General features: G+C 64.4%; 11 protein-coding genes. 6 read left to right on the top strand and 5 right to left on the bottom strand.

Annotation, left to right across the window (positions count from 1 at the left end; translation table 11 throughout):
* Positions 1-50: 50 nt before the first annotated feature.
* The 5 genes from ACFQS4_RS09865 (at position 51) to ACFQS4_RS09885 (ending at position 5,864) form a co-directional block, all read left to right on the top strand.
* Positions 51-1,505, top strand: coding sequence for an amidase (locus ACFQS4_RS09865; RefSeq protein ID WP_497901343.1), 1,455 nt, complete (start codon positions 51-53; stop codon positions 1,503-1,505).
* Positions 1,506-1,633: 128 nt separating this feature from the next.
* Positions 1,634-2,386, top strand: a complete 753-nt coding sequence (locus ACFQS4_RS09870; RefSeq protein WP_497901344.1) for a fumarylacetoacetate hydrolase family protein — start codon at positions 1,634-1,636, stop codon at positions 2,384-2,386.
* Between the two features lie 438 nt (positions 2,387-2,824).
* Positions 2,825-3,598, top strand: a complete 774-nt coding sequence (locus ACFQS4_RS09875; protein ID WP_497901345.1) for an AAC(3) family N-acetyltransferase — start codon at positions 2,825-2,827, stop codon at positions 3,596-3,598.
* Positions 3,599-3,906: 308 nt separating this feature from the next.
* A complete protein-coding gene (locus ACFQS4_RS09880; protein WP_497901346.1) occupies positions 3,907-4,869 on the top strand; it encodes a Gfo/Idh/MocA family protein in 963 nt (320 codons plus the stop codon).
* Entirely contained in the window at positions 4,866-5,864 is a 999-nt protein-coding gene (locus ACFQS4_RS09885) for a Gfo/Idh/MocA family protein (RefSeq protein ID WP_497901347.1), read from the top strand. Before ACFQS4_RS09880 ends, ACFQS4_RS09885 begins: the two co-directional genes overlap by 4 nt.
* Positions 5,865-5,966: 102 nt before the next feature.
* Here the strand turns inward: ACFQS4_RS09885 and ACFQS4_RS09890 are convergent, their stop codons facing one another.
* The 4 genes from ACFQS4_RS09890 to ACFQS4_RS09905 form a co-directional block, all read right to left on the bottom strand.
* Positions 5,967-6,806 carry an NAD-dependent epimerase/dehydratase family protein gene (locus ACFQS4_RS09890; protein WP_497901348.1) on the bottom strand — a complete coding sequence of 280 codons (840 nt, stop codon included), beginning with the start codon at positions 6,804-6,806 and terminating at the stop codon, positions 5,967-5,969.
* Between the two features lie 187 nt (positions 6,807-6,993).
* On the bottom strand, positions 6,994-7,998 hold the full coding sequence (locus ACFQS4_RS09895; protein WP_497901349.1) for a Gfo/Idh/MocA family protein: 1,005 nt from the start codon (positions 7,996-7,998) through the stop codon (positions 6,994-6,996).
* A gap of 48 nt (positions 7,999-8,046) precedes the next feature.
* Complete coding sequence (locus tag ACFQS4_RS09900) at positions 8,047-9,042, bottom strand: Gfo/Idh/MocA family protein (protein WP_497901350.1); 996 nt, start codon at positions 9,040-9,042, stop codon at positions 8,047-8,049.
* On the bottom strand, positions 9,039-10,031 hold the full coding sequence (locus ACFQS4_RS09905; protein ID WP_497901351.1) for a Gfo/Idh/MocA family protein: 993 nt from the start codon (positions 10,029-10,031) through the stop codon (positions 9,039-9,041). The genes ACFQS4_RS09900 and ACFQS4_RS09905 overlap by 4 nt, the downstream gene beginning before the upstream one ends.
* A 260-nt stretch (positions 10,032-10,291) precedes the next feature.
* Between ACFQS4_RS09905 and ACFQS4_RS09910 the strand changes: the two genes are divergently transcribed.
* A complete protein-coding gene (locus tag ACFQS4_RS09910; RefSeq protein WP_497901352.1) occupies positions 10,292-11,905 on the top strand; it encodes a glycoside hydrolase family protein in 1,614 nt (537 codons plus the stop codon).
* Positions 11,906-12,030: 125 nt separating this feature from the next.
* On the opposite strand, the gene ACFQS4_RS09915 is transcribed toward ACFQS4_RS09910, so the two are convergent.
* Positions 12,031-13,350: a neutral/alkaline non-lysosomal ceramidase N-terminal domain-containing protein gene (locus ACFQS4_RS09915; protein WP_497901353.1), complete on the bottom strand. Its 1,320-nt coding sequence runs from the start codon at positions 13,348-13,350 to the stop codon at positions 12,031-12,033.
* Between the last annotated feature and the right edge of the window lie 123 nt (positions 13,351-13,473).

A 13,473-nucleotide genomic window follows, 5' to 3' on the forward strand; every position in this document is an offset into this window, starting at 1 on the left:
CCGACGAACGCAAGCGCTTATCGTATCGGGATTCGTGGCTCGAGGTATCGATGACAGCTGATCTCTGTAGTCGCTCGGCAACTGACCTCGCGGGTTCGATTCGACGAGGCGACCTGTCGCCGATCGACGTCGTCGAGGCCCACCTCGAGCGAATCGACGAACGAAACGATACGATCAACGCATTCCTCACCGTCTGTGACGACCGCGCCCGGGAGCAGGCCCGAGCCGCCCAGCGATCGATCAAAGATGGGGACCCGCTCGGTCCACTCCACGGCGTCCCCGTCGCGATCAAGGACCTCTACGACGTCGCCGGTGTTCGGACGACGTACGGGTCGCGCGTGTTCGAAGACAACGTTCCGAGCGAAAACTCGATCGTTGCCGAACGATTGCAGGCCGCCGGCGCGATCGTGATCGGCAAGACCAACACGCCGGAATTCGGGCGCAGCGGAACGACGGACAACCGGCTTCGCGGTCCGACGCCCACGCCGTTCGACCTCGAGCGGACCGCCGGCGGTTCCTCGGGCGGGAGCGCCGCGGCGGTCGCCGATGGACTGGTCCCGCTGGCTCACGGGACCGACGCGGGCGGTTCGGTTCGGATTCCAGCCTCGTTCTGTGGCGTCTTCGGGTTGAAACCGTCCTACGGCCGCGTTCCGATCGCGAGTCGACCGGACGCGTTCTACCATCACTCACCCACGTGTTGTGCCGGACCGATCACTCGGACCGCCGAGGACGCTTCGCTGATGCTGTCCGTAATGGCCGGGCCGCATCCGCGGGATCCGTTCAGCCTCCCCGACGACGGAACGGCGTACGTCGACGCGGTGACCGACGTGGTCGGCGACCTCCGGATTGGATACAGTCCCGACCTCGGTGTCTTTCCGGTCGCGAACGAGGTGCGCACCGTCGTCGACGATGCCGTCGACGCGTTCGAAGCGGCCACCGACGCCACGATCGAGCGGGTCGACGTCGACTACGGGCGCTCCCACGAGGAGATCCTGGAGACGATGTACACCGGCTGGTCGGCCGTCGGCCACGCGCTCCACAATATCCACGTAAAGCGCGAACACGGAATCGATCTCTACGAGGACCATCGAGACGAACTGTCCCAGTACAGTATCGACACGATCGAACGTGGGCTGGAGTATCCAGCGATCGACTACAAACTCGTCGACGTTGCTCGGACGGACGTCCTCGATGGACTGCAGGACGTCTTCACGGAGTACGATCTCTTACTCTCGCCTACGGTCGGCGTGCCGGCGTTCGACAAGACGACCGACGGCCCCCATTCGATCGACGGCGAACCGATCCCCTCGGGCGGGTGGCACCTGACGCTGCCCTACAACTTCACCGGCCACCCGGCGGCGTCGGTTCCGGCCGGCCTCACCGACGAGGGCCTCCCGGTCGGCCTCCAGATTGCAGGACGCCGCTTCCGCGACGATACCGTCCTCGCGGCGAGTGCGGCGTTCGAACGGATCGACGATCGACGGGTTCCGTTGCCAACTATCTGATCGGATGCGGTATGTGACGATGGCAGGACGCGACTGTCGGACGAGAACGGGGACGAATCGTGCCCGCGCTGGGCCGGTCGTTCCACGTTCCAGTACCTTTATCGCCCTCTCGAGCCTCGACTGAGGCGATGCGAAAGACGAGATTCATCGACGCTGCCGGACGAGTCGCGACCGGCGACTGGACGGCGGAGGGAATCGAAACGGACACCCGGCGCTACGATCCTTCCGAGGTCGAGGTACTTCCCCCGACGGAACCGACGAAGGTGATCGGCGTCGGACCGAACTACGAATCGAACGTCCTCGAGAAGGACGACGAACCGCCCAGAACACCGGGAGACCTGCTGTTGTTCGTCAAGCCGCCGAACACGCTGGTCGGTCACGGTGGCGTCTCGACGTTCGACGGCGAGGGTGAGTACTGTTTCGAACTAGAACTGGGGGTTGTCATCGGCGAGCAGTGTCGAAACGTCTCTCGAGACGAGGCGATGGACGTCGTCGCCGGGTTTACGTGTCTCAACGAGATTACGGACCTCTCGCCGCCGGAAAGCCGCTACGACCCGGCGAACCTCGTTCGTGCGAAGGCGATCGACGACTCCACACCGATCGGCCCCGTTCTCGCGAGTCCGGAGGACGTGCCGGACGATGCAACCATGGAACTGCGCGTCGACGGTGAGGTGAAGCAACGAACGAACCGATCGAACTGCGTGTTCTCGGAGGCGGCAGTAATCGAGGAAATCACGTCGTATCTCACGCTCGAACCAGGCGACGTAATCGCGACGGGGAGCGCCACCGGTGTCGCACCACTTTCCGACGGTGACCGGGTCGAAATCGAAATCGAGGGGATTGGAACGCTGGAACACACAGTTCGAATCGATCGCGAGTGAATCGAAGCGTGGGGGTAGATTCTCGTTTCGAATTACTAAATGTGGTGCATGTTACCGTGGCTCCCGACTTTCCTCGAACACGGGGCAATCAGTCTCCTATACGCTTATTCATACGAAATGGCCGTTTAGGAACTCCAAACCCCCTGTGACTCGTTGGCGTGGTACGTTATGCATTCTACGGTGGTACGATCTGTCCCACCACCAAAATATTACAGGCGTAGGTGTGTAATCCATGGGTGATGACCTCGAGTGATCTACCCCCGCTCTGTCGCGGTAACCGACCCGCCGTCTTCGACAATGATGGTTCACGTGGGTGTACAACACGCCATCGAGCCGACGGTCGAATCTGTTTCGAATCGCAAAACAACTCTATCTGTGCTGCCCAGTGGTCATCGACCGTTCGCAACAGTTATGCCCGAACCTCGAGAGGAACGGGGTATGAGCCTCACCCGGGAGGAGCTTCGTGGCGGATTCCGTGGCCTCGGCCTCGAGGCCGGCGACAGCCTGATCGTCCACAGTTCCCTGCGTCGTCTCGGCTGGGTCGACGGTGGTGCACGAACGGTCGTCGACGCACTCTGTGATACGGTAGGCGACGGAACCATACTGATGCCGACGTTCACCAGGTACGATCGGGCGTACGATCCGGAGACGTCCCCGTCGACCGTCGGTGCCATCACCGAAGCGTTCTGGAATCGACCGGAAGCAGTACGGAGCGCGCACCCGACGAAGTCCGTCGCCGCAATCGGTCCAGACGCCGAGTCGGTGGTCGCCAACCACGAACTCCGAAATTCGATCGGTCCTGGCAGTCCGATCCACCGGCTCATCAACGACAGAGACGGACAGATACTCCTCCTCGGCGTCGACCACACGACGAACTCGGCGCTTCACGTCGCCGAGCGACTGGCCAACCTGCCCTACCGCGACCAGATCGCCGAGACGACGATACGAGGGGAGGACGGATCGACCGAAACCGTCGAAGTGAACCAGGTGCATTGCTCCCACGGATTCGGCGTCGTCGGGAGTATCGCGACCCGACTGGGTCTCGAGAGAGAGGGGCGTGTCGGCGATGCGACCGCGCGCCTCGTCGACGGACGGAGGCTTCTCTCACTGGTCGTGGAGTTACTCAAGGAGCAGCCTGGGCTCCTCCTCTGTGACGTTCCCGACTGCGAACGGTGTGCGTACGCGCGGCGCCGCATCGCTGACCGGCAGTGACTGTATCGTCACCAGTCCACTCCATAATTTGGGGTCACGTCCCTGGATATCTGTGTGAACACACACCAAGGTACAGTTTTGTCAATCGAAACGCCGATCACAGAGACGGCGTTGCGATTCCGAGTTCTCGGTCACCGGTCGCCTCGAGCGATTGACGATGCGTTTCGCATGTCCCTTTCGGAGGTCACGATAACGGATCGGTCCAGCTGCTGTGTTCAGTCGAACCGGTGTATCGGCCCCTCGATCCACCCGTGCTTCGGTTCGTCCCACGAAACGTTTATTATAGCTCTGGCGTGTCAATGCTCAGTATGCGAGCCTGTATTGCGGGAGCGGGTTTCATGGCCCGAACCCACGCGGCGGAGTACGCCCAGATGGACGTCGAGGTCGTTGGCGTCGCCTCACCGAGCGGTCCCGACGAGTTCGTCGCGGAGTTCGGCTTCGAGGCCGAGATTTACACGGACGTCGCGACGATGCTCGAGGAGACAGACCCCGATTACGTCGACATCTGTACCCCGACACACACGCACGTCGAACTGGTGCGGACGGCCGCCGCGGCCGGCGTCGACGTCTTCCTCGAGAAACCGATCGCCAGGACGCTCCCGGAGGCGCACGAGATCGACGAGATTGTCGCCGACGCCGGGCTGACGTTCATGGTCGGTCACGTCGCCCGCTTCTTCCCGAACTACCGAAACGCTCGCGACCTCGAGATCGGAAACGAGGGCGTCGCTCGCGCACGGCGACTCTCGCCGTTTCCGGACTGGGGCTCTGATAACTGGTTTGCCGACCGCGAGAAGAGCGGTGGCATCTTCGTCGACCTGGCGATCCACGATCTCGACTATCTCCGGTGGTGCTGGGGCGACGTCGAGCGGGTGTTCGCCCGCCGCCACCGCGACGACGAGTCCGAACACGGGTTCGTCACCCTTCGCTTCGAGAGCGGCGCCGTCGGCTACGTCGAGTCCTCCTGGGCACAGCCCGACTCGAGGCCGTTTACCGTCGAACTCGAATTCGCCGGCGACGACGGCCTGGTCGAGTTCTCGAGCGCCGAGGAGTCGGCCTACGCCGAGTGGACCGACGGCGACGCGACCGTCGAGAGCCCGCTCGCGAAGAACGGCTATCGGCGGGAACTCGAGCACTTCGTCTCCTGTCTCGACGACGGTTCGGACCCCGAGGCCGGCGCTTCGGAGGGGATCGAGGCGCTTCGCCTCGCGCTCGCCGCCGAGCACTCGGCTGACCGCGGTGTCCCGGTCGCACCCGAGGAGGTGGCGAAATGAGCGACCCCATCGCGATGGGGATCCTGTCGACCGCCCACGTCCACACGGACGCCTACGCCGGTGAACTCGCCGACCGCGAGGATGTCGACTTCGTCGGCGTAACGGACAGAAATTCCGACCGCGGCCAGGAGACGGCCGAACGCCACGACACCGAGTACGTCGCCGACGCCGACGCGCTCCTCGAGCGAATCGACGCCACGGTGATCTGTGCGCCAAACGCCGACCACCGCGAGTGGTTCGAACGGGCGGCCGCCGCCGGCGTCCACGTCCTCTGTGAGAAGCCGCTCGCACCGACTCTCGAGGACGCACGGGCGATCGTCGACGTCTGGCAGGAGTCGGGAATCCGAGCCGGCATCACCATGCCGCTTCGCTTTTGCGGCCCCGCTCAGCGGGCGAAAGAGACCCTCGACGCCGGCGAGGTCGGTAACCTCCTCGCCATCTCCGGAACGAACCGCGGGCAGATGCCCGGAGGCTGGTTCGTCGATCCCGAGGCCGCCGGTGGCGGCGCCGTGATGGACCACTCGGTTCACATCGTCGACCTCGTCTATCACCTCACAGGTCAGGCGGTCGCGGAGGTGTACGCCGAGGTCGGCACGCGGTTTCACGACATCCCGGTCGACGACGTCAACGTCCTCTCGATGGAACTGGCGGACGGAACGCCGTTCTTCCTCGACGGGTCGTGGAGCAAGCCGGACGCCTGGCACACGTGGGGCGACGCGACCCTCGAACTGACCGGCACTGACGCCACGGTCGGCATCGACTACACGAATCAGTCGCTCGTCCACACCGTCGAGTCCGGTTCGAACGCAGGCGTTCACACGGCGTTCTACGGCACCAACGCGAACGCGGGCCTCATCGAGGACTTCGTGAGCAGTGTTCGGGCAGATCGAGAACCGGAGATCACCCCGGACGACGGCCTGTTGGCTGTCGGCGTCGTCGAAGCGGCCTACGAGTCAGCCGAGAGGGGTGAGCCAGTCGAGGTCGCGTTCGACTGACCCTCGACCCGTCGCGGGATTCAGTGTCACGTCCAGGTAGCCGTTCCGGGAGGTGTACGTTCGTCACGCCGTGGTCTCCGGTCTCGAGGCCGTGAGTCTGACTCACCCTCGGTCACCGCTCGGCGGACCGTCCCACTCCTCTCCGTTGTCTCGAGGCGCGTAGTCGAGCACCTCGCGGGCGTGGTCGATGTCGAACCACCGTCGGTCGTTGTCGCTGACGCCGTAGAAGACGTCGAATTCGACGCTGTCGTCCTGGAGCATTCGATCGATCATGTGCCCGCAGTCCCGACGGGAGAACCACGTCGCCTTCAACCGGGCGACCTGTCGATCGTACGTCTCGCTGTCGCGTTCCCAGCGCCCGTCGTCGACGCCGCGCTCCGCGGCGGCGTAGGGGTGGTCCTCCCCGGCCGGCCTGACGCTGGCTATCCGAAGCGCGTAGCACCGTTTCGGGTACGCCTTCGTCTCGACGAAAAAACGAGCATCGTGCTCGCCGAAGAGTTTCGAGACGCCGTAGGTCGAGTCCGGGCGGACGGGAGACCGGTGATCGACAGTCAGGTCGTATTCGGGTTCGTAAAGGTCCGGCGAGAACTCCCGCTCGTACATTCCGACGACGTGGTTCGTCGAGCCGAAGATCACCGATTCGACCTTGGTGTCGGCCGCTGCCCGGAGGACGTTTCTCGTCCCGCGGACGTTTACCCGAAGGATGTCCTCCCAGGACTCGTCGACGAATCCGGGTGCGTAGACGGCCATGTGAACGACGGCGTCGATGCCGTCGAACGCCGGTCGAAGCTGCTCGTAGTCGGCGACGTCCGCGACGACGGTCTCTCGATCCGGCTGCGACTCGATGTCCAGTTCCGTGAACGAATACTCGTCGCGATCGCCGAGCGCCTCGACGATCGCGGTTCCGACAATTCCGTTCGCCCCGGTGATCAGCACGTCCATGGTCGCCAATGTACGAGCGTCGATATAACGGTGGGGCTTCGTTCCCGCTTCCCCCGTTCTTCTCGTGCTCCCCGTTCTGGTTCACCGCTCTTCGCTCGAGCACTCGCAAGAAATCGCCATCGTGGTGTTCTCCGAACGCTAGTCGAGTCACCGCACGTTCGAAGAGGAAGCGTCCGGTACGGTTCGGTTACTCGGTGAGACGCACCGCCCGACCGCTCTCGCTGGACCGGTAGATCACGTCGATCACTCGCTGGACGACGAGCGCCTCCTCGACCGTCTCCGCAGGCGGATCGCGGGTGCCGGCGACCGCCTCGAGGAACGCCCGGTCCTCCGCGAGGTGCATGTCGTTGGCCTCGACGGAGAGGGTATCGACGTCGGCGTCGGCGTCGGCGCTCACGAACGCGAGGTCGGATTCGCTCACCTGGAACGACACGCCACCTTCGCTCCCTCGCACGACGCACGATCTCGAGGGGACGGCCGTGGCGTGCCAGGCCGTCTCGACGGAGATCGTCTGCCCGTCGGCACACCGGAGCAAGGCGGTCGCGGAGTCGTCGACGTCGTACTCGCCGAACTCGGAGCGTGCCCGTCCACTCACCTCGACGACGGTCGGGTAGTCGAGCAGGTACAGGGCGAGGTCGATGATGTGAACGCCCAGATCCATCAGCACGCCGCCGCCGGCCAGTCCCTCGTCGGTGAACCAGCCCCGCCCGCCGCCGGGGACGCCGCCTCGTCGGAGGTAGTCGACGCTCACGTGCGAGAGCGAGCCGAACGATCCCTCGTCCCGGAGCTCTATCGCTCGCTCCGTGAGACTCGAGAACCGCATCGTGAACCCGACCGTACAGAATCCGTCGGCCGCTCGGGCAGCCGCCGCGATCCGTTCGGCGCTCTCGACGGAGTGCGCCAGTGGCTTCTCGAGGAGGACGTCCACGCCTGCCTCGAGGGCATCGACCGCGATTTCCTCGTGGATGCGATTTGGAACGCCGACGATCACCGCGTCGACGCCGGACTCGAGCAGTTCGTGGTGATCGCGGTGGGCCGGGGCGTCGAATTCGTCCGTGAACGACGCCCGCGCGTCCTCGTCTAAGTCTGCGCCGACGAGTTCGGCGCCGAGGTCGTCGATTCGCGTCGCATGAATTCGTCCGATGGTTCCCAGCCCGACGATGCCGACGCGGACCGGAATGTCTTCAGTCATCGCCGAATCCATCACGCGGCCGGTATAAAAATGTGCCTCCAGTCGGCGTCAGTCTCGGTACTCGACCGCCACTGGTTCGCCGCGCTCGTCTGACTCGTAGGCTGCGAGCACGACGGCGGTTTCGCGAAGACCATCCTCGGCGGTGACCAGGGGCGGTCGGTCGTTCTCTACCGCGTCGACGAAATCCTGAAGCAACCCGTCGTCCGGGATCGAACCCCAGTAGACGCCGTCGATGCCTTCGCCCTCGCGGGTGCGCTTGAGCGTCTGGTCGAAGACGTCGATCGAGAGTTCGCCGTCGGTGCCGATCAGGTTCAGCGTCGCGTCGCCCCAGTAGTCCCAGTCGTCTGGCCGGTCCCAGGATCCGTCGAGGGTGAAGATGCTCCCGTCCGAGAGCGCCATCGAGAGCACGTTGATGTCCTCGACTTCGACGCCGTCGTGCATCGTCGAAAACTCCGCGTTGACCTCGACGACCTCCTCGCCGGTGATCCAGCGTACCAGGTCGACGATGTGGACGGTGTGGTCCATCGCCGCGCCGCCGCCAGCGTGTTCGGGACTGGCCGACCACCCCGTCAGGTGGCGGTCGCGCAGCCACGCCCGGTTCGTACCGACCGCGACCCGAAGGTCACCGATCTCGCCCGCCTCGTAGGCTTCCTTCGCCCGCTTCGCGGGAACGCTAAACGGCAACGGCATACAGACGCCCAACTGGACGCCCGCGTCGTCGCAGGCGTTGACGACCGCGCGGGCGTCCTCGAGGCTCGTCGCGAGCGGCTTCTCACAGAGGACGTGGACGCCGGCGGCGGCCGCCCGTTCGACCCACTGGCGCCGGGTCACGTTCGTCGAACAGACGATGGCCGCGTCCACCGATGAGAGCAACGCTGTAGGCTCGAGGAACTCGACGTCGAATCGATCCGCCGCCTCGCGACCGCGTTCGCCGTCGTCGTCGGTCACCCCGACGAACTCGACGTCCGTCCGGGCGTTCAGTCGAGACCCGAATCCGTTCGTGTGGACGTGCGCGGTCGACAGGATACCCATACGGAGCGTCATGCCGTCACCTCGTCGGGCGCGACGCGCCGTCCGGTGTTCGCGGACTCGATCGCCGCGAGCGCGATCCGGAGTGCTTCCAGTCCGTCGCTGCCCGTGATCGGCGGCTCCGAACCCGAGCGCACGCAGTCGACGAACGCCTCGAGTTCGAGTCGATAGGGGTCCTTCTCGAGTGGTTCGTCGATCGGGTCTCGCTGGGGCTCGCCGGAATCGGTCGTGCTGTAGACGTCTATCGGCGAAACCGCCTCGCTGTCGTACTCGAGCAGGCCCTCGTCGCCGGAGAGTTCGAACCGGGTGACGAACGGGAGGTCGGGGCGGTTAGGCCAGCGGGCGTCGACGTGGCCGACCGCGCCGCTTTCGAAGCGGAGCGTAGCGAGTGCGTACTCGTGGTCGTCCCACTGCTTGCGTCGAGCGAAGACGCGTTCGACCGGGCCGAGTGTCCACCGGAGGAAGTCGAAGTCGTGGATCGCCAGATCCAGGAGGACCCCGCCGCTTTTCTCGTCGTCCACGAACCAGGCGTTCTTCTCCGCGAACGGCGACTGGCGGAACAGACGGGCGTTTCCGGGGGTGCCGATGTCGCCCGCCTGGATTCGCTCTCGTGCTTTCGCGTACTCCGGGAAGAACCGGAGGGTGTGGCCCGGCATGAACGTCACGCCCGCCTCGGCGGCCGCGTCTACCATCGCCGTCGCGTCGGCCATCGTTCGCTCGATGGGCTTCTCACAGAGGACGTCCAGGCCATGGTCGACTGCGGGCACGACTAGCTCCCGGTGGGTGTGCGTCGGCGTGCAGACGTCGACTGCGTCGAGGGGTTCCGCGTCGTACATCTCGACGGCGTCGTCGTAGGGCGTCGCGCCGTCGGTGTACTCGGCGACGAACTCGTTCGGGCCGCTCGGCGACGCGACGGCCACGACGTCGACTCCATCCAGCTCGGCGTACCGCAGCGCATGGACGGTCGCCATGAAGCCGCGGCCCAGAATTCCGATCCGTACCATCACTCGAGGCGTACAGGGAGGGGCACGATAAGTATTGTGTCAATTGCTGACGCGGGTTGTGGTCTCGCACCGTCGCCTCTGTGCTCGTTTCCGTACATCGACTCGAGGCGAGAACACTCGCTTCGATCAGCACTCGAGCGCGTTCACAGTGCGTAACGCATCCGATTGCTTCTAATTACCCTATTTATTTCTTTTTCTATAAGAAACATCCTCCTGAGGAAATTTACTTATAACCCTCATGGGTGTTGCCAACAGTGCGAATGGCTACCAATAGACAAGATAGCGGATCCTCGGAGTCGACCGACCCGACAGGCGAAGCGGCGGATCGAGTACCAGCGGGCGAGCGAGAGGAGGGAACAGTCACTCGACGGGCGGCGATGGCGCTGGCGGGCGTCACCGGTGCGGGTCTGCTGGGCGGCGCTGTCGGGCAGGTCGGTGCTACCAGCAACCCACGACCTCGTCGATGGGAACAGGACGTCGATGCACAGGGACACACCCTGAGCGACCTCGGTGCCCTCGAGATGGCCGGGTCCGACCCCATCACCGACTTCGCAGGCGAGGATCTCACTATCGAGGATGGCGTGTTGCGTGCGACGAACGATAGAGACCTGATCAACAACGTCCGCTACGTCGACGTCGCGGAGGGGGCCGCTGCGGTCCAGGAGGCCGTCGACGCGGCCGACGCCGAGGGACACAACAAGGTCGTCGTCTACGGCGACGAGGGCGAGTGGAATCGAACGGTCTACCTCCCCAGCGAGTTCACCCTCGAGATTCTCGACGGCGTCACCATCACGTCCACGATGGACGAAAGCGACACGGAGGTGTTCCACGGGGGTGCCGCACTCATCACTAACGACGACCACGAGAACGGCAACCACGACATCACGGTCCGCGGTGGTCACATCGACTTCGAGGGTGTCGATTCCGACCAGAACGGCATCCGTTGGGGTCCCGTCTGGCTCCACACCGTCGACAACGCGCGGTTCGACTCGATCACCGTCGAGAACGTCGACTGGCGCTACGGTATCGTCTTCACCGACTGCACGCGCTCGAAGATCGTTGATTGCCTCGCGCGCAACACCGGTTATGACGGCATCACCCTCCGGGGTACCTGCGAACACGTCGACGTCGTCCGCTGTTCGACCTACGACAACGTGAACGGGCCGGGCATCCAGGCGGCCCCGAGCATCGGCGAGGGCGGTACCGGCGGTCATCACCTCACCTTCACCGACTGTCGAATGGACGAACACCTGGCGATCCACGGCGTGCGCGGTGGCATTACGGACGTCGCCATACAGGGCTGCTCGGTCCGTCGCATCGGTATCATCCAGGAGGTCGACGGGTTCCGAATCTCGGACTGCGACGTCGACACGATCGCGTTCTCGGCGTTCACCGGCGAGATCCGAAACGGCCGCGTCGACTCCTGTACGATGGCGCCCCGATACGCCGACCACGACGCCCAGATTCCGGCGGCGGTCGTCCTCTGGACGTGGGCGAACGATCTCATCGAAAACGTCAGTTTCAGCAACTGTACCGCGCGAAACCTCGACAAATTCGTCGAGTGCCGGATTCTCGACGAGACGTCCGTCGTCCGCCACATCGACTTCAGCAACTGCGCGTTCGACGTGGGAGACGGCGACGAACCGAGGGCGTTCATCGAGCACACCCGTGACGACGACTGGGTGGTCGACTCCGTAGGTGAACTCTCGAATGTCCGTATCCACGGCTGTAAAATCTGGAACACGGACTCGGTCATCCAGGGAGAGGTCGACGGCGTTCGGATACGGCTGTCGGAGTTCCACGGTGTGAACGAGGACGCCCTCGACGATGGTGATCTCACGAACCTTGAAACGCACCAGAACGACTGGTGGTGACGAGCGAGTCCTGCGAGAACGCGATCATACCGTGACTGCTCAAGGAGTCGGCCTTTGGGATGTTCGATAATCGAGATCGGTTGGATCGGCGAGGACCAGTCCGTTCCACTCGACGTCCCTGCCCGTTACCGCTCGTCCGGCGGCCCGACGCGTCGAGCGAGCGCCGTCGCCGTCGAGAGCACTCGATCCTCGACGCTGTGGTCGAACTTCGCGGGCAGTTCCGTCAGGTGAACGAACCGATCCGCCTCGTAGCCGCCGGCGAAGAGGTCGTCGACAGTCGGAATGTACGTCATGTAGTTGTTCGAGTACCCGGCAACCCACAGTGGACCGGGTAGCCGCTCTTTGAGCTTCAGCGAGTACCCGACCAGCACCTCGCCCGTCAGCGCCACCACCGTGAGGTCCCCGCCGAATCCGATGGCCTGGATCGGGTAGGGATGGGTGCGCGGCAACTCGCCGTGCTCGTCGAGTTCCGCGAGGAGGTGCTCGGCGTGACGCCGCTCGTAGCGCTCCTCGGACTCGAGTTGTGTCTCCAGTTCCTCCCTGGACGGCGGGTCTTCGAACTCGAGGTCGACTTCCTCTTTCACACACCGGAGTGGTCCGTGAACCTCACGGCGCTTTGCGACGAGCGCGCCGCGGACGGCCGTCGCGAGGGACTTGCCGTAGTGTTTCGTCAACTCGAGGTCGCGCTGGGGGTAGGCCTTCTGGTCGCCGCCACATCCCTGGACGAAGACGGCGGTGGCGTCGGGGTACTCCTCCTCGAGGTGTTCCATGGCGTACCCGGCCCAGTCACCGGCCCACTCCCGGATGAACAGGCTCGTCGGATGGCAGGCGTATCCGAATAAGATCCCCCGAAGCGTCTCGTCGTCCGGTGACTCGATCGCCAGCACCGGCACGTCGTGGTCGACCGGCCCGTCCGGGTACGGCTGAAAGCCGATCCCCTGCTCGAGTGGAATGCGTCGGTTCATCGCGATGCCACAGCGGGCGTGACTGTATGTGATCGAGGCGGGGGAGAGGTTCGCGAGTGCTTCGCCGACGAGTTCGATTAGCGTCTCCTCCAGGTACGCGGCGTAGGCTCGCGCTTGCGCACGCTCTTCGTCGTTCAACGAGAAGACCTCGGTCTTGCGCTCCCGGTAGATCGGGCCGCAGTGCGTGTGCGAAGCGTTCAACAGCAGGTTTGATGCCGGGAGGTCGTACTGGTCTTCACAGGCGTCAGTGACCGTCGCGTGCAGGGGCCGCGAGATTGCCAGGATCTCGACCCCGACGGCAACGAAGCGCGTCCCGTTCTCGTCCTCGAGGGCGATCGCCTTCGCGTGGAGGTCCTGCAGCGTTCCCTCGGAGGGTTCCTCGCGGGCACCGAAACCGGCCATTCGCATGGACTCCTCGGGCGTGATAACCTCGCTCGCGGTTCCTGCACGCCACTCGTGATCGTTGTCCGTCGTGCTCATGACACTACTCTGTTCGACCGGGGGCAAAAACGGTCCGGTTGTGGTGGGCATCGTCACTCGACGAAGCAGCCGAAAACGAGTGGGTCGTCCGCGAGAGCGGTGGCGACCGTGCTGTCCGTCGTC

The organism is Saliphagus sp. GCM10025317, assembly GCF_042663665.1.
Classification (GTDB): Archaea; Halobacteriota; Halobacteria; order Halobacteriales; family Natrialbaceae; genus Natronosalvus.